Below are 22,909 nucleotides of genomic sequence, written 5' to 3'. Positions count from 1 at the left end.
CGGGGGAAAGGAGGAAGAGGAGAGCTTCAGCAGACCCGTATCCACGGCAGGCAGGAGTCCTGGCTGGCGCAGAACAGGGAGGTGGAGGCCAGCCCCATGTCATGCAGGGTAGCACGCATCAGGCTTTCTGCCAATGCCGGAGAATTGCTTTCTGCACTCAGGTGGGCCAGCACCACGTTTTTCAGGGCGTCATGGGCGATGCGCCTCAGCAGGTCGCAGGCCTGTTCGTTGGACAGGTGGCCGTGCTCGGAGGCTATGCGCTGCTTCAGCGGCCAAGGCCGCTTGGGGGTGGCGGCCAGCATGTCCGGATCATAGTTTGATTCCACCACCAGGCTGTCCACCATGGAGAGGTGCTCCGCCACGCTTCCGGGAGCGTGCCCCGTATCGGAAATGAAGCCCAGGCTGGACTGTTCCGTTTCAAACTTGAATCCCACGGGGTCCACGGCGTCATGGTAGGTGGCAAAGGGGGTGACCACAATGTCCCCTATTTTAAAGGACTGCCCTTTTTCAAAGTAGGCCCAGGGGGCTTCCGGCGCCTTTTCCTGAACGCACATGGCCGTGTGGCGCGTGGCATAAACGCGCACGGTGTATTTCTTGGTGAACTGGTGCACGCCTTTCATGTGGTCGGTGTGCTCGTGGGTGAGCAGGATGGCGTCCAGATCATCCGGCTCCACGCCGGCGGATTTCATTTTATCCCGCAGCCTGGCGGCGCTGAACCCGGCATCCACCAGCAGCATGGTTTCCCCCGCTTTCACGATGGTGGCATTTCCTCCGCTGCCGCTGCCCAACACGCAAAACTGCATCATGCGCGGAATATAATACCGGCCCCGGAGCGGCGCAAGACCGGATCAATGCTTTTTTTCACGACATGAACACAAGAAAAAATACTTTTTTCCAGTACGGTGTTGACATTTCAAGTGCATTAAAGTGTATTGAAGTCACTACGTAGTGTACTTGCATGTGATGAGCAGTGTATCTGACAACCTTTTTGGTGCATACACCCACAAGCTGGACCCCAAAAACCGGATTGCAATTCCGACTGAATGGAGGCCTACCGAAGGTTGCGCCCTGCTCCTGTTGTCCGGACGGCGCCTTGAACTGCCGACCGTTAAAGCCTACACGCGGGAAAAATTCCAGCAAATCATTGATAAGATTGAATCTACTCCCGGATACACGGAAGCGCAGATTGACCTGTTCATCGGCAGATTATACGCCAATTGCGTGGAGGCCGTCATTAACGCCCAGGGTAAATTGCTGATACCCAAACAAATGTGCGAGCACGCACAATTAAGTTCCTCCGTCAGGCTGGCCGCGCGGAGAGGATACTTCGAATTATGGGAACCGTCCCTCTATGAAGAGGTTTCCCGGCGTGAAAACGCCAGCATCTCCGACATCAACCAATCCTACGGCATTCTCTAATCTCCCTTCATGCCCCCTGACTCCACCATTCCGCCCACGCATCAGGCCCGTCCCTACGCAACGCTTGCGCTGCGCCCGGGCTGGCTTGTTTCCAGCCTGGGCGTCGGGGCCAGAACCGGGCTGGATGCGGAAGTCACGGCGTATTCCATTGTTTTCTGGGGGCATGACGCCCTTCCGGCGCAGGATATGATCGCCTGGCAGCAGGAAAAAACGCGCATCACCGGGGAAATGTCCCTGGCGGGCCAGAAGGGCGCCTATGGCAAACTGGGCGCATTGTCCTCCAGCCTGAACCGGGCTTTTGACGGCCACGTTGAGCTTTCCTTACGCGCGGGCGCGGGTACGCACATCCGCCCGGAGGAGATTCAGGCCATGGCGGACGGCCTGGCGGACGCCACCTCCTGCCGCGTGCTGGCGTGGAGCATCTGCCGCAACCATGTGCATGTGGTTGCGGAGCTGACGGAGGAAAAGGGAGTGGATGAACTGGTCTGCTCCTGGAAGGCGCTCGCCCCCTCCATGGCCTGGGAAAACGTGTACCACACGGAAGCCCTGAAGGCTCAGGAAGCCGGAGCCAAAGTGGACGCCCTGATTGCCGAGCTGGGGGATGACGCCGTTTCCGCCGCCGCTGACGCGGAAACGGACGAAGCCGCCTCCGGCAGCGGCTTCAGCCACATCACCGTCCTGCTGCATGAAACGGTGGACATGCTGGAGGCAGGCCCCGGCAAACTCATCGTGGACTGCACGCTGGGCGGCGGCGGCCACACGGAACTTCTTCTGGAGCAGGGCGCTACCGTCTGGGGCATTGACCGTGATCCTGACGCCCGCCGCGCCGCCATGCTCAAGCTGGCCCGCTTCGGTGACCGCTTCAAGGTGCTCGCGGGCAATTTCCAGGATGTGGAAGCCATCCTCGCCGGGCAGGGCGTTTCCCGGGTGGACGGCCTTCTGGCGGACCTGGGCGTTTCCTCCCACCAGCTTGACACCGCCTCCCGCGGCTTTTCCTTCCGGGAAGACGGCCCGCTGGACATGCGCATGGATACCCGCGCCGCCTTCTCCGCCCGGAACCTGGTAAACGAGGCTCCGGAGGAAGAGATCGCGGACATTCTCTGGCAGTTCGGCGAGGAACGCGCCTCCCGCGCCATCGCCCGCGCCATCGTGAAGGCCCGCTCCCAGGCTCCCATCACCACCACTACCCAGCTTGCCCGCGTGGTGGAATCCGTTCTCCCCCGCAAGGGCAGGCAGCACCCCGGCACCCGCACATTCCAGGCCCTGAGAATCGCCGTCAACGGTGAGCTGGACGCCCTGGACGCCCTGCTGGATTCCTCCGTGCGCCTGCTCGGCAAGGGGGGGCGCATGGCCGTCATCACCTTCCACAGCCTGGAAGACCGCAGGGTCAAGCAGTTCTTCGACCTCCGGAGCCGTCCGGAGATCGACCGCCCGGAATGGCCGGCGCCGCGCCCCAATCCGGATTACTGCTTCCGCCTGCTTTCCCGCAAACCCGTCACCGCGGGAGAAGAAGAACTTTCAACCAACCACCGTTCCCGCAGCGCCAAATTGCGCGGCGTGGAAAAAATCATCTGACACCCTCTCCTTCGCCACCACCATGAAAAAATTCAAACAGCGTTTCACCGGCCACCAGATCAGCGTAAGCATGATCATGTGGCTCATTGCCTTCGCCGCCCTGACCTGCGGAGCGGGCATCACTTATGCCGTGCTGAAGAACGACCAGATCCAGGTCGCCCGCGACATCAAGCAAATGAACGAGGAGATCGCCTCCTGCGAACTCACGAAGGAATACTACCGCTCCAAGACTTCCTCCCTGACCAGCCGCTGGGCCATCCGCGACCGTCTGGCCCAGGACAAGTCCAGCCTGCAGCCTATTGAGCCCTCCGCCATCGAATACATTTCCTCTGAAAACGCCTCCCGCATTGCCGCGGCAGGCAATTAATGCGTTGAGCCGTTCATGACCACGATCACGAAGTCCAGATTTGCCAGAAGAAGCCTCGTCCTGTGCGGCGTGGCGGGCGCTGCGGTCATCTGGCTGATGCTGACGCTGGTCAACCTTCAGCTGGTTTCCCCCCGGAAAACGGGCGGCGTGCCCAGCGGCGGCATCATTGAACGGGAGGTTCTCCTGCCCCAGCGCGGCCGCATCATGGACGCCAATGAGGAAATCCTGACCAACAACATGCAGAGCTCCGAGCTGATCGCGGACGGCTACCACCTGAACGATCCCAAGACCATCAGCTGGGCGCTTGCCTATTCCAAGGCCGTCCATTCCGCCTTCTGGGAAAAAGCCGTGACGGAAAAGGAAAAGGAGAAGCTCGTTTCCGGCTTCCGCAGCAAGATTCTGGGCCAGGCGGCCAGCAGAAAGGACGGCAGCAAGGAACACAACCTGGCGAAAATCCTGCTGGAAGAACCCGAGGACGGCCCGGAAGGGGTGGACATGGCCAAAAAGAAGCTGGAAGAGCTTTATGAGCCGGAGATGGTGAAGGAGTACGTGCAGGCCCATCTGGAATACGCCGCCCGCGTGATCGCCCCTTTCCTGCCGGACGTAAGCGTGCAGGACATCATCAACACGGTGGAAAAGGACGGGGAGATTCCCAAGAAGCGCATCGTCATCGCCAAGAACCTGTCCGAGGAAAAAGCGGAGCTGCTGCGGCAGGCCATCCAGAACGCCCGCGTCCAGGGGTTCCGGTTTGAGACTTCTTCCAAACGCGTTTATTCCGTGCCGGAATGCATGGTGCACATCCTGGGCTACATTGCCCAGACGAAGGACAGCGGCCCCCGGCCCGTGGCGCTTTCCGGCCTGGAAAAGCAGCTGGACGACCAGCTTCTGGGCCACAACGGCATCAGGGAGTACCGGAAGGACAGCCGCGGGCGCATCATCCCCTCCGCGGATTCCCGGTTCAAGGACGCCGTGGACGGCTTGAATGTGCGCCTGACGGTGAACATGGAGTACCAGACCATCGTGGAGGAGGAACTGGACGCCGCCATTTCCTTTTACACGGACCAGACCCACAAGCCCCGCGGCTGCATCATCGTGGTGGAGCCCAAGACCGGCAGCATCCTGGCGATGGCCAGCCGCCCCCACTATAATTTAAATACGCGCGAGGGGCTTCAGGAGGGAGCCTACCACTTCGCCGTGCAGTCCCTGTACGAACCCGGCTCCACCTTCAAGATCGTTTCCGTCACTTCCGCCGTGGATACCGGGAAGGCCACGTTTGACACCATGATCAACTGCACGCCGTACATGGTCCCAGGCTCCCGCCCCGTCACGGACGCCCCCCGCTTCTACAGCGGCCTGACCGTAGCCGGAGTGCTGAAAAAGTCCAGCAATCCGGGGGCCTTCCGCATTGCGCTCAGGTCCGGCTGGCCCACCTATAAAAAGTACTTTGACCTGTATGGCTTTTCCTCCAAGACGGGTATCGACCTGCCGGGGGAAACCAGCAGCCAGTGCCAGGACGGCAACAACTTCGTCAACTTCTCCCGCATCAGCTTCGGCTATTCCCTGATGGTCTCCCCCCTCCAGGTCGCCATGGCTTACGCCGCCATTGCCAATGACGGGGTGCGCATGCGCCCGCGCCTGGTGGACGGCATTTATGTGGATGACAAGAACTTCCAGCCCTCCCCTCCCGTGGAAGCCTGCCGGGTCATGAGCGTTAAAACGGCGCGGAACCTCCGGAACGCCCTGTTCCACGTCACGGACCTGGACGGCACCGCCAAAAGGGCGCGGATTGAAGGCTACAACGTGGGGGGCAAGACCGGAACCGCCCACAAGGTGAAGCCCACGGGCGGCTATTTTGAAAACCGCTATACCGTCTCCTTCGTGGGGATGCTTCCGGTGGAAGACCCGGCCTTCGTCTGCCTCATCGTCATTGACGATCCCACCTCCAAGCACTGCCACCCCGGCGGCGGCACCGTATGCGCCCCGGTTTTCCAGAAACTGGCCACCCGGCTGGCGGCGGCCATGAACATTCCCAAAAACACTCCTTCCGCAGATGCGGACAAGAAAGCCTCCCGGGCGCAAGCCTCTTCCTCCACGTCCAAACCGCCGCGCAGATAAACCACATCATGAAGCTACTTACGTTACTCAAAGACCTTCCCGCCCATACGCTCACCGGCTCCCCCCAGGTGAAAATCTCCCATCTGGAATGCGACAGCCGCCGCGTTCTGCCCGGCTCCTGCTACATTGCCGTAAAGGGAACCCAGGCGGACGGCCATGAGTTCATCCCGGAAGCCATCCGCCGCGGGGCCTGCGCCATCGTCGCGGAAATGCCCTGCACGAAGGAAGCGCGGGACGGCGGCGTCTCCTGGGTGGAGGTAAATGATTCCCGCCTGGCCGCCAGCCTGATGGGCGCGGCCTGGAACGGCCATCCCTCCCGCCACATGACCATGATCGGCGTGACGGGGACGAACGGAAAGACCACCACGGCCTACATCACCCATTCCCTGCTCAAGCAGTCCTGGATGCGCGCCGGGCTGATCGGCACCATCGCCTATGACAACGGGGAGGAAATCACCCCCTCCACCCACACCACGCCCGGCCCGCTGGAACTGGAGCACCTGCTGAAGGAAATGGAGGAAAACGGCTGCCGCGGCGTCTCCATGGAGGTATCCTCCCATGCGCTGGACCAGGAACGCGTGGCGGGCATCAATTTCAACGTGGGCATTTTCACCAACCTGACCCAGGACCATCTGGACTACCACCACACCATGGAAAACTATTTCCAGGCCAAGGCGAAGCTGTTCGAGCAGATGGCGCAGGAAACCAAGGCCCGCCGCAAGCCCGTGGCCGTCATCAACATTGACGACGCCTACGGCCGCCGCCTGGCGGAGATGTTCTCCGGCCGCATGGCCGTGAAGACCTACGGTTCCGCCCTGGGCGCGGATTTCCGCATGCTGGTGCACCACGCCACGGCCAAGGGCAGCGAGTATGAACTGGAATACAAGGGAAAAAGCTACCTGGTGCGCGTGCCCCTGATTGGCAAATTCAACATGTACAACAGCCTGGCCGCGCTAGCGGCCGTCATCTGCGCCGGCATCCCGGTGCGGGACGCCATTGCGAATCTCCAGAACATTCCGCAGGTTCCCGGCAGACTGCAATTGTTCACCCACCCCGGAGGCGCCCAGATCTTCATTGACTACGCCCACACGCCGGACGCCCTGGAAAACGTCTGCAAGACGCTCAAGGAAATCTGCTCCCGCCGCCTAATCACCGTGTTCGGCTGCGGCGGGGACCGGGACAAAGGCAAGCGCCCGCTGATGGGCGCCGTGGCCGCGCGCCTGTCTGACGCCTGCATCGTCACCTCCGACAATCCCCGGAGCGAGGAACCCCTCTCCATCATCAGCCAGATCACGGCGGGCATGCCGGAAGGCAGGTACGCCATCATCCCGGACCGAGCCCGGGCCATCGCCACGGCCATTGAACAGGCCCGGCTGGGGGACATCGTCCTCATTGCGGGCAAGGGCCATGAAAATTACCAGGAGCTTTCCACCGGGCGCATTGATTTCAGCGACGCCAAGGAAGTGCGCCGCAACATGTTCATCAAGGAGCGGGAAGAATTCCCGCAGGCATAATACACGCACCATCATTTTCATGACCTCCCTCACGGCACAAGGCATCTGCAATGCCATCGGCGGAACACCGGTCAGCGGCCCCCTGGACAGGGTCGCCTCCGGAGGCGTGTGCACGGACAGCCGCGCCCTGCCGCCCCATGCCGTTTTCTTCGCTCTGGGGGGGGAGCATTTTGACGGCAACCTGTTTGCGCCGGAAGCCTCCCGCACCGCGGCGGCAGTCGTCGTCAGCCGCGTGGAACCGGGCATGGACCCCTCCTGCGCCGTCATCCTGGTGGAGGATACGCTGAAAGCCCTTCAGAAACTCGCCTCCTGGTGGCGCGCGGGCCTGACCCTCACTGCCGTGGGGCTGACGGGCTCCAACGGAAAAACGTCCACGAAGGACCTGGCGGCCTCCGTCCTTTCCCAGGGTCTCCGGACCATTGCCACGAAAGGCAACCTGAACAACCACATCGGCGTTCCCCTCAGCATCCTCCAGGCCTCCCCGGCGGATGAAGCCGCCGTGTGGGAAATGGGCATGAACCATCCGGGAGAACTGGCCCCGCTGTGCGACATGACGCGCCCGAAGATCGGCATCATCACCAGCATCGGCACCTCCCACATTGAATACATGGGTTCCCGGGAAAACATCGCCCGGGAAAAATGCACGGTGGCGCGCTGCCTGCCGGAAGACGGCTTCATGATTTTTCCGGCGGACTGCGATTACGCGGACATGATCCGCCAGTCCACCCGCGCCGCCTGCATTGACTGCGGCATTGACGCCGGAACCGTCCGCGCGGAAAACCCCGTTTCCACGGAAAACGGGACGTGCTTCACCCTCGCTATCCCGGGCTTCTGCCGGGAGGAGGTGGAACTGCCCGTGCACGGCCGCCACATGGTGGGCAATGCGCTGCTGGCCGCCGCCGCCGGCTGGGTGGCAGGTCTTGCGAAGGAGCAAATCGTCTCCGGCCTCAACCGGGCGCAGCTTACGGGCGGCAGGCTCCACTGCACCCGGGTCAATGATATCCTGGTGGTGGACGATACCTATAACGCCAACCCGGATTCCATGCAGGCCGCCCTGCGCACCGCAGCGGAACTTTCCTGCACCGGCAGGCGCTTTGCCGTGCTGGGCAGAATGGGGGAACTGGGCACGTTCTCCGCGGAAGGCCACGCCCTGGTGGGCCGCACGGCGGAACAGCTCCGCTTTGACTGCGTGGTCAGCGTGGGGCCGGACGCCGCGCGCATTACGGACGCCATTTCCCCCGGCTCCTCCACCCGGGCCGTGAACCTGGACACCGCAGAAGAAGCCGCCGAATGGCTCCGCAGCCACACGGCTCCGGGAGACATCGTTCTCTTCAAGGGCAGCCGCCTTGCCCGGATGGAGCAAGTCATGAACCTCACCTTCCCGCCCCAGTAAATTTTATGCATTCCCTCATTGAACAGCTCAGCCCCGCAGGGGCGTTTGCAGAACCGGCAGGGAGAGCCCTGCTGGCCTGCCTCATCTCCTTTGTCCTGACCATGATGTTCGCCCCGCGGGTCATCCGCGCGCTGATTTCCCTGAAAATCGGCCAGCCCATCAGGACGGCGGAGGAAGTGCACAAGCTGGCGGAGCTCCACGGCGCCAAGGCGGGGACGCCCACCATGGGCGGCGTGCTGATTACAGGTTCCATGGTGGCGGCCACCCTGGTATGCGCCAGAATGAGCAATCCCTTCATCATCGCCTGCCTGTTCGTCACGCTGGCTCTGGGGCTGCTCGGCTTCCGGGACGATTACCTGAAGGTAGCCAAGAAAACCTCGGACGGCATTTCCGCGCGCAAAAAACTCCTCATCCAGTTCCTGGCCGGGCTGATAGGCGTCACGTTCCTGTACCTGTACCCGGAAGGCACTCCCCGCGTGGAACTGAATGACTACGTTTCCTCCCTCTTCATCCCGTTTTACGGCCAGGTGAACCTGCCGTGGTACGTTTACATCCCCTTCGGCACCGTGGTCATCATGTCCGCCTCCAATGCGGTGAACCTGACGGACGGGCTGGACGGGCTCGCTTCCGGCTGCTCCGTCACCACGGGCATTTCCTACGCCATTCTTGCCGCCGTCTGCGGGAACTGGCTGATGGCGGATTCCTTGGACATTCCCTTCCACCCCGGCGCAGGTGAAATCAGCGTCTTCATGATGGCCCTGGTGGGGGCCTGCCTGGGCTTCCTGTGGCACAACTGCTACCCGGCCAAGGTCTTCATGGGGGATACCGGCTCCCTGGCCCTGGGCGGGGCGTTCGGCATGGCCGCCGTCTGCACGGCGCAGGAACTTCTCTTCATCGTCATCGGGGGCGTCTTCGTCATGGAAGCTACGTCCGTCGTCCTCCAGGTGGGCAGCTACAAGCTGCGCCACGGCAAGCGCATCTTCGCCATGGCCCCCATTCACCACCACTTTGAACTTAAGGGATGGAAGGAAACGCAGGTAATCACCCGCTTCTGGATGATCAGCCTCCTGCTGGCGTTCCTGGGCCTGTTCCTGATTACCACCGCCTGACAAGCCACGGACATGCAGCTCAACAACCTCAACATAGCCGTTCTGGGAGCGGGAAGAAGCGGACGCGCCGCCGCGCGCCTCGCTATGAAGCACGGCGCACGCGTACGCGTGTTTGACACTTCCGCCTCCATCGGCAACTGGCCGGAAGACATTCCGCTGCACGCCGCCGCCACGGAGGAAGACGGGCGCGCCTTCCGTGCGGACCTGGTGGTTATCTCCCCCGGCATTGAGACGGACAGCCCCTTCGTCAAATCATTCGGGCGGGAAGGCGTGGAGACCATCGGTGAAATGGAACTCGCGTTCCGCTTTTACCATGGCCGCATCATCGCCATCACCGGAACCAACGGAAAAACCACCACCACGTCCCTGGTAGAAAAAATCCTGCTGCGCGCCGGAAAGGAAGCCGTGGCCTGCGGCAATTACGGCGTTCCGATGTCGGAAATCCTGCTCCGGGATTCCGTGCCGGACGTGCTGGCGCTGGAGGTCAGCTCCTTCCAGCTGGAAACCATCCGCGACTTTCACCCGGACGTGGCCGTATGGCTCAACTTCGCGCCGGACCACATGGACCGCTACAAGTCCGTGGAGGATTACTACCAGGCCAAGCTGCACATCTTCGACAACCAGACGGCAAGCGACCTGGCCGTGGTGCGCGCCGGGGAACGGCTCCCGAGCCTGAACGCCCCCGTCCGCACCTTCAGTTCGGAAGCCCCGGCGGCGGACCTTTATTACCGTGAATCCCAGGTTATGGAGAAAGGCGCCGCGCTGCTGAATCTGGCGGACACCACCCTGAACCAGCGCCACAACGCGGAAAACGTCATGGCCGCCGTGCTGGCCTGCCGCCACCTGGGCATTCCCGCGGAAACCGCCGCGGAGGTATTGAAGGAGTTCACGCCCCCCGGCCACCGCTGCGAGACCGTCCGCACACTGGACGGCGTGCTGTGGCTGAACGATTCCAAGGCCACGAACCTGCACGCGCTGGAGGCGGCGCTGAAATCCCAGAACTCCCCCGTGGTCCTCATTGCCGGAGGCAAGGACAAGGGGCTGGATTACGTGCCCCTGCGGCCTGCGCTGAAGGAGAAGGCGCGCGCGTGCGTCGTCTTCGGCCAGATCGCGGACCAGCTTCAGGACGCCTTTTCCCCCGTGGTTCCCACGGAAAAAGCCGCGGACGTGGCGGACTGCGTGGCCCGCGCCCGCGCGCTGGCGCGGCCGGGAGACACCGTCCTGTTCTCCCCCGGCACTTCCTCCTTTGACATGTTCACCGGCTACGTCCAGCGCGGCCAGGCCTTCCGGGACGCGGTGAACGCCCTTACCCCCCTTCCCTGACAACCCACCAGAAACCCACCATCATGAAAACGACCAAGACCCCCGATCACAATCCGACCGGACGCACCCGTCCGAAACGCAAAATGGGCACCGTGCTCCGCGCCAAGCTCAGCAGGTACCGCGCCCGCGTCTCCGAATTTGAAGATGACGCCCCCAGCAGCACCGTCGTGCGCTGGCTCGTCGTCCTCCTTCTTCTCCACCTTCTCGTGATCGGCGGCGTCTATGTCCGCAGCACCTGGTTCAGGAACACCACGGAAACCGTGGAAATGGCAGCCACACTGCCTACGCCGCCCACCGTTGCCCAGACGCCCGCGCCTGCGGCGGCTCCCGCGGTTCTGCCCCGTGTTCCGCAGGCCGCTCCCGCCGCCCCGGTCACCATCACGCAGCCGGAACAGGTGGTGGACGCCCGGCCGAACAGGCATCCGGCTCCCGCCCCCGCCGCCCAGGAACATATTCCGGACGCCGCTCCGGTGGCAGGTCCTGCGCGCCACATTGTGCGCACGGGGGATACGTGGGAACGCGTTGCCCGTGACAACCGGGTGGCCGTCAATGACCTGAAGGCCGTCAACCCCAAGGTGCAGCGCCTTGTCAGCGGAAGCACGCTGGTCATTCCCGCACGCCCCGGCGACAAGCCCGTGCAGGAAAAAACCGCCGCGGCTGAAGCGGAACTGGACGGCGTGCCGCACATCGTGAAAAAGGGAGAAACCCTCTCCGTCATCGGCCGCAAGTACAAGATGAACTGGCGCAATATCCAGAAATTCAACAAGATGAGTGACAAGGACGTAGCTCGCCTCAAGATTGGTCAAAAAATCATGATTCCCAAGAAGTAGTTCTTCTCCCTTCCCAGCCCCTCCCGCCATGTCTTCCAAAGTCTGCATGATTCTGGTCTGGTTTTTCGTCATCTGCCTTCTGGTCGTGGGCCTGGTGATGGTATCCAGCACGGCGGCGTGGGCGGAGGAAACCACGCACCCTTACGAACCCCTGTTCAAGCAGACGGCCTTTGCCTGCGCGGGCCTGCTGGGGGCCCTGGTCCTCTCCCGGATAGATTACCGGATATGGAGGAAGTACATCTGGTGGATCCTGGGGTTCGCCTCCTTCCTGCTGGTGCTGTGCTACGTGCCGGGCATCGGCAAGGAAATCAACGGGGAACGCCGCTGGATCACCATCGGCATGCAGTTCCAGCCCAGTGAATGCGCCAAGCTCTGCATGATGATGGCGCTGGCCCACTGGCTGGCCCTGTACCGGGACCGCACCACCTCCTTCTGGTGGGGGTTCGCCATGCCCGGCATCATCTTCGGCGTTCCGCTGGCGCTGATTCTTTTTGAAAAGGACATGGGCACCTCCGTAGCGCTGGCCCTGGCCGCGTTCTGCGTGATGTTCGTGGCGGGCACGCGTAAAATTTACCTGGGCGGCGCCCTGGCCCTGGCGGGGGGAGCCCTCTACGTTCTGGTGCAGAGCAACGCCAACCGCCTGGAACGCTTCCTGGCCTGGAAGGACCTGGACGCCCACCGCCTGGGCGCGGGGCTCCAGCAGTACCGCGCCTCCATCGCCCTGTCCCGCGGGGGACTGGACGGGGTGGGCCTGGGCAACAGCGCGGAGAAGCACGGCACGCTGCCCTTTGCCCATACGGACTTTATCTTCGCTCCGCTGGGCGAGGAATTCGGCTTTTACGGAACCATGTTCGTCCTGCTCTGCTACTTCCTGATGACGTACGCCGGCATCGGCGTGGCCATGCAGTGCCGGGACGCCTACGGGCGGTTCCTGGCCGTGGGGATTGTCGCCATCATCTTCTGCCCCGCCATCCTGAACATTGCGGTGGTGACCAACGCCGTTCCCAACTCCGGCCTGCCCCTGCCCTTCATCAGCTTCGGGGGGACCAACCTGGTCTTCACGCTGGCCGCCCTGGGCATGCTCACCAGCATCCAGAGATTTTCCACCGGGGCACAGCCCAACTGTGAAATTACCCGCAAAGACGAACGCTCCATTGATGTAAGATTATGACTGAACCCTCTTCCACACGCCCCCCCCTGAACATCGTGATTGCCTGCGGCGGCACGGGGGGGCACCTTTTTCCCGGCATCGCCGTGGCCCAGGAACTTAAAAAGCGCGGCCACAACGTTACCCTGCTCATCTCCCAGAAGAAGGTGGACGCCCAGGCCAGCCGGAATTACGGCGATCTCAACTTCCGCACCATTGAGGCCATTGCCATGCCTAAAATCCCGTCCATGTCCCTGCTGGGGTTCGGGATCAAGCTGTACAAGGCCATCCGTTTCAGCCGCAGCCTGCTGGACGAGGTGAACGCGGACGTCGTCATCGGCATGGGAGGGTTCACCTCCTTCCCGCCCGTGTACGCCGCCCACCGCAAGGGCATCCGCACTTACGTGCATGACTCCAACGCCCTGCCCGGCAAGGCCAACCGCATGACCGCCAAGTGCTGCACGAACGTGCTGCTGGGCATTGAGGAAGCCAGGCACTACTTCAACCCCGCCAAGTGCATCGTCACCGGCACCCCGGTGCGCCAGGAGATGGAGGAGCGCAGGGACAAGGATGAATCCAGGGCGGAGCTCAACCTGCCCAAGGACCGCCGCGTGGCCCTGGTGATGGGCGGCTCCCAGGGGGCCAGGAACCTCAATTCCCTGGTCATTGAAGCGGCCCGGCAATGCGCGGACCTGTGCGACTTCCTCATCATCACCGGCTCCGCGGATTTTGCGCGCGTGAGCCAGCTCACGGCGGACATGCCCCATGTGCACGTCATTGAATTCTGTTCCGCCATGGCTACCGCGTACGCCGCGGCGGACGTGGTCATTTCCCGCTCCGGGGCGTCCAGCCTGACGGAGCTGGCCCACATGGGGAAGGCGGCCCTGCTGGTTCCCTACCCCTTTGCCGCGGACGACCACCAGGCGCATAACGCGCGCGTCTTCGCCGCCCACGGCGCGGCGCGCATGATGCGTGAAAACACCCTCACGCCGGACGATATTACGGCTTTTCTGAATGAAGTCTTCAAGGATTCCTCCCTGCTGGCCTCCATGAATGAATGTGCTTTACGTCTGGATACGCCTGATGCAGTATCCCGCATCGCCAACGTCATTGAAAACACGGACCATGCAGCCATCCATGATTGATATTTTACGCAAACGCCTGATGGACAGGGAACACCCGGCACGCCTGCACCTCATCGGCGTAGCGGGTTCCGGCATGTCCGGCCTGGCGCTCATGCTGATGGAGATGGGCCACCGGGTAAGCGGCTGCGACCGGGTTACGAGCACGGAAACGGAACGGCTCCAGAGCCTGGGCCTGTCCTTCTCATGCCCCCACTCCGCGGACGCCGTCTCGGACGCGGAAATCGTCATTTATTCCAGCGCCATCCGGGAGGACAATCCGGCCCTGGCCGCCGCGCGCAAGCTGGACATCCCCTGCATGCGCCGCGCGGAATGCCTGGCGGCCATCCTGAACGGGAAGAAGGGCGTGGTGGTCTCCGGCACGCACGGGAAAACCACCACTTCAGCCCTCTGCGCGCACCTGATGCGGGAAGGCCGCATGCGCCCGTGCCACTACGTGGGAGCGGAAATCCCCGTGCTGGGCACCAACGCCCACTGGAACGAGGACAGCGAGTACCTGGTGGCGGAAGGGGACGAAAGCGACGGCACGCTGGTGAACTACATCCCGGAGCACAGCATCGTCCTCAACATTGAGCCGGAACACCTGGACCATTACAAGGACCTGGATGAAATCAAGGCCGTGTTCAACCAGCTGTGCTCCCAGACGCGGGGCAGCATCATCTACTGCCGCGCCCATCCTGGCGCTGCGGACGTATGCGCCGCATACCCCAATTCCGTTTCCTACGGCTGGTCCGATGCGGACTATACCGCCACGGACGTTCTGGAACGCCGCGGCCGCACCCTGTTCACCGTGCTGAAGGGGGGGGAGGAACTGGGCCGCGTGGAGCTGGGCATTCCCGGCCGCCACAACGTGCTGAACTCCCTGGCGGCCATCGCGCTGGCAACGGAACTGGGCGTGGATTTCCCGGCGGTGACGCGCGGGCTGGCCTCCTTTGCCGGAGCCAAGCGCCGCTTTGAAACCAAATACCTTTCCCCCTCCATCCGGATTGTGGACGATTACGGCCACCATCCCACGGAGATAGCCGCCACCCTCCAAACCGCCCGTTCCCTCCAGCCGAACCGCCTGGTAGTGTACTTCCAGCCGCACCGCTACACGCGCACGCAGATGCTGGCGGACGACTTCGGCAAGGTGCTCCAGGCGGCGGACCTCGTCTTTGTGGCGGACGTTTATCCCGCCAGCGAACTGCCCATCAAGGGAGTGAGCGGGCAGACCATCATTGACGCCATGCACAAGCACGGCCCGGTGGAAACCCACTACCTCCCCAACCTCGCCACGGCGCACCACGCCATCGGCAACGCGCTGAACCCCGGAGACCTGTTCCTGACGCTGGGAGCCGGGAACGTCCATGAATGCGGCATGCGCATTGCCCATGACCTGGCCCTGCTGGAAGACCTGGAACGCACCGCGGGGGAAGATTTGAAAGGCAGGCTGTACGAGCCCATGTCACGCCACACCACCATGGGCGTGGGCGGCTGCGCCCAGTACTGGCTGGAGCCCTCCACCTTTTCCGGGATGCGGACGGCGGTCAACTACTGCCGGGACCGGAACATCCCCGTGCACGTCATTGGCCGCGGCTCCAACATCATCGTCAGGGACGGCGGCCTGCGCGGCGCCGTCATCCACCCCTCCGGCGGCGAATTCGACGAGCTGGACATCCAGGGCAGCCATATCTCCGCCGGTGCGGGCGTGCGCCTGAAAAAGCTGGTCTCCGCCTCCGTCCAGAACGGCCTTGGCGGCCTGGAATGGATGGACGGCATTCCCGGCAACGTGGGGGGAAGCCTCCGCATGAACGCCGGAGCCATGGGCATGGACATGATTCAAAACCTGGTCTCCGTCGTCTGCCTGGATGAAGACGGGGAAATCCGCAGCCATACGAAGGAGGAACTGAACGCCCAGTACCGTTCCATTCCGGACCTGGCCCACAACTTTGTTCTTCAGGCCGTGTTTGAGACGCAACCCGCTTCTACCCGGGAAATGGAGCAGCGCCTGGAAGAAGCCCGCGCCAAGCGCAAGCTCACCCAGCCCGTAGGAGCCAGCTCAGGATGTATCTTCAAGAACCCGCCGGAAATCCCGGCGGGCAGGCTCATTGACGAGCTGGGCCTCAAAAACGCCTGCGTGGGGGATGCCTGCGTGTCCGACGTGCATGCCAACTTCATCATCAACCGCGGCCACGCCAGGGCGCGGGACATCACCATCCTGATTGACATGATCCGGAAAGAAGCCATGGAAAACCGCGGCATTGACCTGAAATCGGAAGCCCAGGTCATCGGTGACCGGGAACCTCAATTTTAACCTATTCATTATTTTATTCCAACATGAGCACTCTCAAGCGCGACCTCAGGATCGCCCTTCTTCTGGGCGGTCCCGGAGCTGAACGGGAAGTATCCCTCGTCTCCGGCAAATCCGTTTACGACGCCCTGTGCCAGGCCGGATTCACCAACGTAACGCAGGTGGACGTGCACGGCCCGGACTTCCTCCTGCCGGAAGGCACGGAACTGGCCTACAACATCATCCACGGCACCTTCGGCGAGGACGGAGCCCTTCAAACCATTCTGGAGGAACGCGGCATTCCGTACACGGGTGCCGGCTCCCGTTCCAGCGCCCTGTGCTTTGACAAGGCCAAATCCAAGAAAGTGTTCCTGGACGCCGGAGTGCCCACCCCGCGCGCGGAAATTCTGGACTGTTCCGGCGGCATCGTGATGCCTTCCCTCCCCCTCCCCTTCGTCATCAAGCCCCCCTGCGAGGGTTCCAGCGTGGGCGTCCACATTGTCCACAGGCAGGAAGACATTCTCCCCGCCATGGAGGAAGCCGTTACCCACGGTTCCACCGTGCTGGTGGAGGAATTCATTCAGGGCCGTGAACTTACGGTGGGCGTTCTGGACGGGGAGGCCCTCCCCGTCATCCATATCTGCCCCCGCTCCGGGTTCTACGACCTGAGCAACAAGTACCCGTGGATGAACATGGGCGGCGGCACGGACTACATCTGCCCCGCGGACCTGCCGGAGGATACCGCCCAAAAGGTGCAGGATGCCGCCCTGAAGGCCTACCGCGCCGCCGGCGTGGAAGTGTACGGCCGCGTGGACGTGCTGCTGCGTGAACAGGACGGCGAGCCTTTTGTGCTGGAAATCAACACCATTCCCGGCATGACCCCCTCCAGCCTGCTGCCCAAGGCCGCCGCGGCTGCAGGATGGCCCTACGGCTCCCTTTGCGAAAAAATAGCGGAATTATCGCTAGCCACCCCCCGGAAATAGCGTAATATCTGACAGAGGGCGGGGAGCTGCCCCTCCCACACCCCCCGATGTCGCACAAAGCCACAACGCCAGTCCCCCGTTCCGCCAAGAGGCCGGAACTGCTCCTGCTGGAACGGGAGGCGAGAAAAGAAACCATTGAGCGCAAGGGCAGGAACTACCGTTTCTGGCTCTTCCGGCGCAGGCTGTTCCACATCCTCACCGTTTACACGCTCATCTTTGGCCTCATCGGGGCCATTGTCTTCCTGTGGAAGGACTACATCCTTAAATACGACTGGCTCTCCATTGATACCGTTACGCTGAAAAGCAACGGCATCTTCAACGCGGAGCAGGCCTTCTCCCTCATGGGCGTGGGGCCCGCAGACAACATCTTTGCCATGGACGCCGCAGAGCTGGAACAACGCCTGCTGAAATGCCCGGCCATCCGCCGGGCGTCCGTCAAACGCCAGATATCCTCTGATCCCACCCTGCTGGTGGACATTGACGCGCGCATCCCCGTAGCATGGATTGACTGCCCGGAGCTCGGCATCCGCCCCGGTGACGCCAGGTACGGCGTTCTGGCGGACAAGGAGGGCGTCATCTTCCCCTGCATGGAGCAGGTCCACCTGCCCTACATCCAGGGCAGGCACATGCCTTCCGTGACCCTCAGGCCGCCCAGCTCCGGCCAGCTCACTTACGGCATCAGCATCCGTGAGCTGGAAGCGCCCATGCAGCTTATTGAGCTGCTGTCCGGCAGCGTGACGGAATTCCTGCCCAGCATCGTCTCCATCACCACGCCCAATGACTGGTCTTTCTGCGTGCGCTTCTCCAATGACTGCCAGGCCACTTTCAGCCATTACGGCCTGGAGCACCAGGTGGAAAAACTCTCCAAGGCGCTTCAGCACGCGCGCCAGACGCACCGCAAAATCAGCGCCATCAACCTGATTCCGGAACATAACATCCCCGTCATCTTTGACGATGCCTACGAGGATATCCCCCTGGCGGAACCGATTGAGGAGTGACGCCCCCGCGCGCTCCTTCCCGATGGCGCGGCCTCACCCGTTCTCCCCCTTCCCGCCCACGGAGAATTCTCCATTTTTCCTCAATCCCCAACGGAGGGAATACCCGGTTTTCACAGGATTTCCCCCATGTCAGAATTCTGTTCTTCCTCAACGGGAAATGAGGCCGTGAAGACCTACTGAACACTTGCCATCAGGGCCGCGTCAGCTATACTTTCCGCGATATTATGAGTAACGAAACATCTTTATCCCCCGAAGCTGAAAAACTGGCAGCGGCCCGCAAGCGCAACCTTGACCTGGCCCTCTCCCAGATCCAGAAAGACTTCGGTGAAAATGCCATCATGCGTCTTGGCGACAACGCAAAAATGGAAGTGGACGTCATCCCCACCGGCAACCTTCTCATTGACCGCGCGCTGGGCGTGGGCGGCTTCGCCCGCGGCCGCATCGTGGAAATCTACGGACCGGAGTCCTCCGGCAAGACCACGCTGACCCTGACGGCCATCGCCCAGGCCCAGAAGGCCGGCGGCCTGGCCGCGTTCATTGACGTGGAACACGCGCTGGACCCCCAGTACGCCGCACGCCTGGGCGTGAACCTGGACGACCTGCTGGTCTCCCAGCCGAGCTCCGGTGAAGAAGCCCTGCAAATCTGCGAAGCCCTGGTGCGCTCCAACTCCATTGACGTCATCGTGCTGGATTCCGTAGCCGCCCTGGTCACCAAGCAGGAGCTGGACGGCGAAATCGGGGACTCCACGGTGGGCGCCCAGGCGCGCCTGATGTCCGCAGCCCTCCGCAAGCTTACCAGCTTCATCTCCAAGGCGCGCACCGTGTGCGTCTTCACCAACCAGATCCGTGAAAAAATCGGCGTCATGTTCGGCAACCCGGAAACCACTCCCGGCGGACGCGCCCTGAAATTCTACGCTTCCGTGCGCGTGGACATCCGCCGCATCGGCCAGATCAAGGCCAGCGACGGAACCGTGGCCGGGAACCGCACCAAGATCAAGGTGGTCAAGAACAAGGTGGCGCCGCCCTTTACGGAATGCGAGTTCGACATCATGTACAATGAAGGCATCTCCTCCGTGGGAAGCCTGCTGGACCTGGCGATGGAATATGACATTATCCAGAAGCGCGGCTCCTGGATCAGCTACAACGGCAGCCAGATTGCCCAGGGCCGGGACGCCGCTAAGGAAGCCCTCAAGTCCAACCCCGACCTGTACAAGGAAATCGAAGAACTGGTCAAGGCCAAGATGGACGAGAAGGCGGCCAAATAATCCGGCTTCTTCCCTTCACCCCCCTATCAAAGGCGGCTTCCGTTTCCGGAAGCCGCCTTTCCCCTTTACGGACGCGGATACAAAAGAATCTTTCACGGGAATTTTTCTCTTGTGCGTCATGAAAAATCCGTTAGTCTGGACGCGATATCGTCCTATGTATCCGACCTCTCGCACATCATTTGCAGCCATGCTTGGCGTTTTGGGCATGTTTCTGCTGACGCTGTCCACGGCCTTCGGATGGAACCCGGAAACCATCAACGGGATACAGTATATACCGATGTCCGAGGTGCGCACCCATTACAAGCTGACCCGTGAGCGTACGGAAGGGCGGCAGAAAGTTTACGAAGTGCCGGAAAAGATCCAGATCCGCATGCAGGCTCACAGCCAGGACATGTTCATGAACAACATGAAGTTCGTGCTTTCCTACCCCGTGGCGGACCATCCCTCCAAGGGGCTGATGGTCTCCAACATGGACCTGCATAAAATCATTGATCCGGTCCTGCGCCCCATTTACATCGCCAACCGCCGCAGCTTCAACACGGTGGTCATTGACCCCGGCCACGGCGGGCACGACAGCGGCACGCGCAACCGCATCAGCCGGGAGGCGGACATCAACCTTTCCGTGGCCAAAAAACTGCGCGACCGCCTCAAGGGCATGGGCTACCAGGTGGTGATGACCCGTGACACGGACAACTTCATCACCCTTCAGGACCGCGTCCGCATCGCCAACAGGCACAACAACGCCATTTTCATCAGCATCCACTTCAATGACGGCGGCCCCTCCGCCCGCGGGGTGGAAACCTTCACGCTGGCCCCCGCGGGGACTTCCTCCTCCATGTCCCGCAATATCCGGCAGGACGCGTTGCAGGGCAACGCCCAGGACAGCATGAACATCGCCCTGGCTACCGCCGTGCAAGGGCACATGCTGAAAGGGCCGCTCGCCATCAAGGAAGGCATCTCCATGGTTGACCGCGGCATCAAGCGCGCGCGGTATTCCGTGCTGTGCACCATCAAGCATCCGGCCATCCTGGTGGAAGGCGGTTTCATGTCCAACCCGCAGGAAGCCCTGCTCATCGCCACGGAACGCTACCAGAACTTCATGGCCTCCTCCCTGGCCGCCGCCGTGCGCCAGTACCGCACCGCCCTGGGCCAGCAGGCGCGCAGAACGCGTTAACCCCGGCCTTACCGGGCGTCGCCACCCGCCGTATGAACATCATCCGCATCCCCGGCCTGGCAGACTATCAGGAAACCCTACAGCTCCAGGAACAACTGGTCCGCGCCCACCAGGAAGACCCGGAGCGTGAAGACGACCTGCTCCTGCTGGAACACGCCGGGGTTTACACCATCGGCCGCACGCGGGACCACGCCAGCCTGCACCCCGGTTCCGTGCTCCCGTACCCCATTTATGAAATCAACCGCGGAGGGCAGGCCACCTACCACGGCCCCGGCCAGCTGGTAGGGTACCCCATTACGGACCTGAACCGCTGCGGAAGGGACCTGCACAACTACGTTACGGCCCTGGAAAACGCCCTGATTGAAACCTGCGCCCGGTTCGGCGTGCAGGCACGCATCCGGGAAGGACTGGTGGGCGTGTGGGTGGAGGACCGCAAAATAGCCTCCATCGGCGTGGGGGTGAAAAAATGGATTGCCATGCACGGCTTCGCCTTCAACGTAACCCGTGAATCCCTGCCTCCCTTCCAGGCCATCACCCCCTGCGGCATTCAGGGCGTGCAGATGACCTGCCTGGAAAACGAAATGCCGGACCCTGCTCCGGGGGACGCGCTGCTGACCCGGTTCGGGGATGTTTTCGCAGAACTGTGGAAGGAAAAATTCCACAGGAATTCCAATGCAGAAGAACGCTGAAAGCCCGCCTTTCCTTGAAGACGGAAATGAGGCAAAGAATGGGAAGGGCCAATTCAGACCATGAAGGCGGAGGAAATGTTCAAAAAAACACTCTTTGTAAGACACAGACCGTGTCAGCAATACGCCCTTGCATCTTGACGCGGTTCCCGAACGGACGGATGCTTATGCCAGCTATGGGGAAAACGCTTTTCCAAAAAATCTGGGACGCTCATTCCGTCGGCACCCTGCCGGACGGAAGAACGCAAATGTTCATCGCTACTCACCTGCTGCATGAAGTCACCTCTCCGCAGGCCTTCGGAATGGTCCGGGACCTGGGCCTTGCCGTGCGCCATCCGGAACGCACCTTTGCCACCGTGGACCACATCATTCCCACGGACAACCAGGAGGAACCGTTCGCGGACGCCACAGCTGACGCCATGATCAAGGAACTGCGCCGGAACTGCGCGGAAAACGGCATCCGCTTTTTTGACCTCCCTACCGGACTCCAGGGCATCGTTCATATGGTGGGCCCGGAACTCGGCATCACCCAGCCGGGCATGACCATCGTGTGCGGTGACTCCCACACGGCCACTCACGGCGCCTTCGGCTCCATTGCCATGGGCATCGGCACCACGCAGGTGCGCGACGTGCTGGCTACGCAGACCATGGCGCTCAGCCCGCTCAAGGTGCGCCGCATCAATGTAAACGGAAAACTGGCCCCCGGCGTGCGCGCCAAGGACGTGGCCCTGCACATCATCGGCCTTCTGGGCGCCAAGGGCGGCCTGGGCTTCGCCTATGAATACGGCGGCAGCGTGATTGACGCCATGAGCATGGACGAACGCATGACCCTCTGCAACATGTCCATTGAAGGCGCGGCCCGCTGCGGTTACGTGAATCCTGACCAGACTACGGTGGAATACATCAAGGGGCGCCTGTTCGCCCCCGCCGGCGCGGACTGGGACAAGGCCGTGGAACGCTGGCTGGGCTTCGCCTCCGATGCGGACGCGGAATACGACGAGATTGTGGAGATTGACGGCGCCGCCATTGAACCGACGGTAACGTGGGGCATTTCCCCGGACCAGAACACGGGCATCAGCGGCAGCACGCCCAGCCCCGCCTCCGCCAAAGATGACGACGAACGCAAGATGATTCATGAAGCGCTGGAATACATGAAATTCCCCGCTGGAATGCCCCTTAAAGGACTGCCGGTGCAGGTGTGCTTTGTAGGCTCCTGCACCAATGGCCGCATCTCCGACTTCCGGGAAGTGGCCGCCCTCATCAAGGGGCGCCATGTGGCGCCCGGCGTCCGGGCGCTGGCCGTTCCCGGCTCCCAGATGACTGCAAAGCAGTGTGAAGAGGAAGGCATTGCGGACATCTTCCGTGAAGCCGGTTTTGAGTGGCGCCTGGCGGGGTGCTCCATGTGCCTGGCCATGAACCCGGACAAGCTCCAGGGGGACCAGCTCTGCGCCAGCTCCTCCAACCGGAATTTCAAGGGACGCCAGGGAAGCCCCACCGGGCGCACCCTGCTGATGAGCCCCGCCATGGTGGCCGCCGCCGCCCTGACCGGGAAAGTCTGTGACGCCCGCGAAGTATTCTCCTTCAATTAACTATCCAGCTT

19 protein-coding genes are annotated in these 22,909 nt (G+C 62.2%); 18 read left to right on the top strand and 1 reads right to left on the bottom strand.

Annotation, left to right across the window (positions count from 1 at the left end):
* Positions 1–26: 26 nt before the first annotated feature.
* On the bottom strand, positions 27–806 hold the full coding sequence (locus HHJ06_RS01025; protein ID WP_215426949.1) for an MBL fold metallo-hydrolase: 780 nt from the start codon (positions 804–806) through the stop codon (positions 27–29).
* A 157-nt stretch (positions 807–963) separates the two neighbouring features.
* Between HHJ06_RS01025 and HHJ06_RS01020 the strand changes: the two genes are divergently transcribed.
* The 18 genes from HHJ06_RS01020 (at position 964) to leuC (ending at position 22,898) form a co-directional block, all read left to right on the top strand.
* The gene (locus HHJ06_RS01020) at positions 964–1,419 is read left to right on the top strand and encodes a division/cell wall cluster transcriptional repressor MraZ (RefSeq protein ID WP_215426948.1); all 456 of its coding nucleotides are present in this window, start codon (positions 964–966) and stop codon (positions 1,417–1,419) included.
* 9 nt (positions 1,420–1,428) lie between these two features.
* A complete protein-coding gene (gene rsmH, locus HHJ06_RS01015; RefSeq protein WP_251841350.1) occupies positions 1,429–2,994 on the top strand; it encodes a 16S rRNA (cytosine(1402)-N(4))-methyltransferase RsmH in 1,566 nt (521 codons plus the stop codon).
* A gap of 22 nt (positions 2,995–3,016) precedes the next feature.
* A complete protein-coding gene (locus HHJ06_RS01010; protein WP_102712671.1) occupies positions 3,017–3,361 on the top strand; it encodes a hypothetical protein in 345 nt (114 codons plus the stop codon).
* A gap of 15 nt (positions 3,362–3,376) precedes the next feature.
* Positions 3,377–5,476, top strand: a complete 2,100-nt coding sequence (locus HHJ06_RS01005; RefSeq protein WP_215426947.1) for a peptidoglycan D,D-transpeptidase FtsI family protein — start codon at positions 3,377–3,379, stop codon at positions 5,474–5,476.
* Positions 5,477–5,484: 8 nt separating this feature from the next.
* Positions 5,485–6,990 (top strand): UDP-N-acetylmuramoyl-L-alanyl-D-glutamate--2,6-diaminopimelate ligase, encoded by a 1,506-nt coding sequence (locus tag HHJ06_RS01000; RefSeq protein WP_215426946.1) that lies wholly within the window; start codon positions 5,485–5,487, stop codon positions 6,988–6,990.
* Between the two features lie 19 nt (positions 6,991–7,009).
* Complete coding sequence (locus HHJ06_RS00995; protein ID WP_215426945.1) at positions 7,010–8,383, top strand: UDP-N-acetylmuramoyl-tripeptide--D-alanyl-D-alanine ligase; 1,374 nt, start codon at positions 7,010–7,012, stop codon at positions 8,381–8,383.
* 5 nt (positions 8,384–8,388) lie between these two features.
* Positions 8,389–9,492 (top strand): phospho-N-acetylmuramoyl-pentapeptide-transferase, encoded by a 1,104-nt coding sequence (mraY, locus tag HHJ06_RS00990; protein ID WP_215426944.1) that lies wholly within the window; start codon positions 8,389–8,391, stop codon positions 9,490–9,492.
* 12 nt (positions 9,493–9,504) lie between these two features.
* Positions 9,505–10,815, top strand: a complete 1,311-nt coding sequence (gene murD, locus HHJ06_RS00985; protein ID WP_215426943.1) for a UDP-N-acetylmuramoyl-L-alanine--D-glutamate ligase — start codon at positions 9,505–9,507, stop codon at positions 10,813–10,815.
* 23 nt (positions 10,816–10,838) lie between these two features.
* Complete coding sequence (locus HHJ06_RS00980) at positions 10,839–11,645, top strand: LysM peptidoglycan-binding domain-containing protein (protein ID WP_215426942.1); 807 nt, start codon at positions 10,839–10,841, stop codon at positions 11,643–11,645.
* Between the two features lie 28 nt (positions 11,646–11,673).
* A complete protein-coding gene (locus HHJ06_RS00975) occupies positions 11,674–12,816 on the top strand; it encodes an FtsW/RodA/SpoVE family cell cycle protein (protein ID WP_215426941.1) in 1,143 nt (380 codons plus the stop codon).
* Positions 12,813–13,937: an undecaprenyldiphospho-muramoylpentapeptide beta-N-acetylglucosaminyltransferase gene (gene murG, locus HHJ06_RS00970; RefSeq protein WP_215426940.1), complete on the top strand. Its 1,125-nt coding sequence runs from the start codon at positions 12,813–12,815 to the stop codon at positions 13,935–13,937. The genes HHJ06_RS00975 and murG overlap by 4 nt, the downstream gene beginning before the upstream one ends.
* The gene (gene murC, locus HHJ06_RS00965) at positions 13,930–16,227 is read left to right on the top strand and encodes a UDP-N-acetylmuramate--L-alanine ligase (RefSeq protein WP_215426939.1); all 2,298 of its coding nucleotides are present in this window, start codon (positions 13,930–13,932) and stop codon (positions 16,225–16,227) included. Before murG ends, murC begins: the two co-directional genes overlap by 8 nt.
* A gap of 23 nt (positions 16,228–16,250) precedes the next feature.
* A complete protein-coding gene (locus HHJ06_RS00960; protein ID WP_215426938.1) occupies positions 16,251–17,186 on the top strand; it encodes a D-alanine--D-alanine ligase in 936 nt (311 codons plus the stop codon).
* Positions 17,187–17,233: 47 nt separating this feature from the next.
* Positions 17,234–18,184 carry a cell division protein FtsQ/DivIB gene (locus HHJ06_RS00955; RefSeq protein WP_215426937.1) on the top strand — a complete coding sequence of 317 codons (951 nt, stop codon included), beginning with the start codon at positions 17,234–17,236 and terminating at the stop codon, positions 18,182–18,184.
* A 224-nt stretch (positions 18,185–18,408) separates the two neighbouring features.
* A complete protein-coding gene (gene recA, locus HHJ06_RS00950) occupies positions 18,409–19,449 on the top strand; it encodes a recombinase RecA (protein WP_215426936.1) in 1,041 nt (346 codons plus the stop codon).
* A gap of 205 nt (positions 19,450–19,654) precedes the next feature.
* Positions 19,655–20,623 (top strand): N-acetylmuramoyl-L-alanine amidase family protein, encoded by a 969-nt coding sequence (locus HHJ06_RS00945; protein WP_215426935.1) that lies wholly within the window; start codon positions 19,655–19,657, stop codon positions 20,621–20,623.
* Positions 20,624–20,655: 32 nt separating this feature from the next.
* On the top strand, positions 20,656–21,312 hold the full coding sequence (lipB, locus tag HHJ06_RS00940) for a lipoyl(octanoyl) transferase LipB (RefSeq protein WP_215426934.1): 657 nt from the start codon (positions 20,656–20,658) through the stop codon (positions 21,310–21,312).
* A gap of 173 nt (positions 21,313–21,485) precedes the next feature.
* Entirely contained in the window at positions 21,486–22,898 is a 1,413-nt protein-coding gene (leuC, locus tag HHJ06_RS00935) for a 3-isopropylmalate dehydratase large subunit (RefSeq protein ID WP_215427030.1), read from the top strand.
* Positions 22,899–22,909: the final 11 nt, after the last annotated feature.

Source organism: Akkermansia muciniphila, assembly GCF_018709685.1.
GTDB lineage: Bacteria > Verrucomicrobiota > Verrucomicrobiia > Verrucomicrobiales > Akkermansiaceae > Akkermansia > Akkermansia muciniphila_E.
Note: the sequence above shows the minus strand (reverse complement) of the source record. Positions and strands in the feature narration are given on the sequence as shown.

What these genes read in the sequence shown, in the direction of transcription:
- HHJ06_RS01025 (WP_215426949.1), bottom strand. Translation starts at nt 806, where the DNA reads ATGATGCAGTTTTGCGTGTTGGGCAGCGGCAGCGGAGGAAATGCCACC.
- HHJ06_RS01020 (WP_215426948.1), top strand. Translation starts at nt 964, where the DNA reads ATGAGCAGTGTATCTGACAACCTTTTTGGTGCATACACCCACAAGCTG.
- rsmH (WP_251841350.1), top strand. Translation starts at nt 1,429, where the DNA reads ATGCCCCCTGACTCCACCATTCCGCCCACGCATCAGGCCCGTCCCTAC.
- HHJ06_RS01010 (WP_102712671.1), top strand. Translation starts at nt 3,017, where the DNA reads ATGAAAAAATTCAAACAGCGTTTCACCGGCCACCAGATCAGCGTAAGC.
- HHJ06_RS01005 (WP_215426947.1), top strand. Translation starts at nt 3,377, where the DNA reads ATGACCACGATCACGAAGTCCAGATTTGCCAGAAGAAGCCTCGTCCTG.
- HHJ06_RS01000 (WP_215426946.1), top strand. Translation starts at nt 5,485, where the DNA reads ATGAAGCTACTTACGTTACTCAAAGACCTTCCCGCCCATACGCTCACC.
- HHJ06_RS00995 (WP_215426945.1), top strand. Translation starts at nt 7,010, where the DNA reads ATGACCTCCCTCACGGCACAAGGCATCTGCAATGCCATCGGCGGAACA.
- mraY (WP_215426944.1), top strand. Translation starts at nt 8,389, where the DNA reads ATGCATTCCCTCATTGAACAGCTCAGCCCCGCAGGGGCGTTTGCAGAA.
- murD (WP_215426943.1), top strand. Translation starts at nt 9,505, where the DNA reads ATGCAGCTCAACAACCTCAACATAGCCGTTCTGGGAGCGGGAAGAAGC.
- HHJ06_RS00980 (WP_215426942.1), top strand. Translation starts at nt 10,839, where the DNA reads ATGAAAACGACCAAGACCCCCGATCACAATCCGACCGGACGCACCCGT.
- HHJ06_RS00975 (WP_215426941.1), top strand. Translation starts at nt 11,674, where the DNA reads ATGTCTTCCAAAGTCTGCATGATTCTGGTCTGGTTTTTCGTCATCTGC.
- murG (WP_215426940.1), top strand. Translation starts at nt 12,813, where the DNA reads ATGACTGAACCCTCTTCCACACGCCCCCCCCTGAACATCGTGATTGCC.
- murC (WP_215426939.1), top strand. Translation starts at nt 13,930, where the DNA reads ATGATTGATATTTTACGCAAACGCCTGATGGACAGGGAACACCCGGCA.
- HHJ06_RS00960 (WP_215426938.1), top strand. Translation starts at nt 16,251, where the DNA reads ATGAGCACTCTCAAGCGCGACCTCAGGATCGCCCTTCTTCTGGGCGGT.
- HHJ06_RS00955 (WP_215426937.1), top strand. Translation starts at nt 17,234, where the DNA reads ATGTCGCACAAAGCCACAACGCCAGTCCCCCGTTCCGCCAAGAGGCCG.
- recA (WP_215426936.1), top strand. Translation starts at nt 18,409, where the DNA reads ATGAGTAACGAAACATCTTTATCCCCCGAAGCTGAAAAACTGGCAGCG.
- HHJ06_RS00945 (WP_215426935.1), top strand. Translation starts at nt 19,655, where the DNA reads ATGTTTCTGCTGACGCTGTCCACGGCCTTCGGATGGAACCCGGAAACC.
- lipB (WP_215426934.1), top strand. Translation starts at nt 20,656, where the DNA reads ATGAACATCATCCGCATCCCCGGCCTGGCAGACTATCAGGAAACCCTA.
- leuC (WP_215427030.1), top strand. Translation starts at nt 21,486, where the DNA reads ATGGGGAAAACGCTTTTCCAAAAAATCTGGGACGCTCATTCCGTCGGC.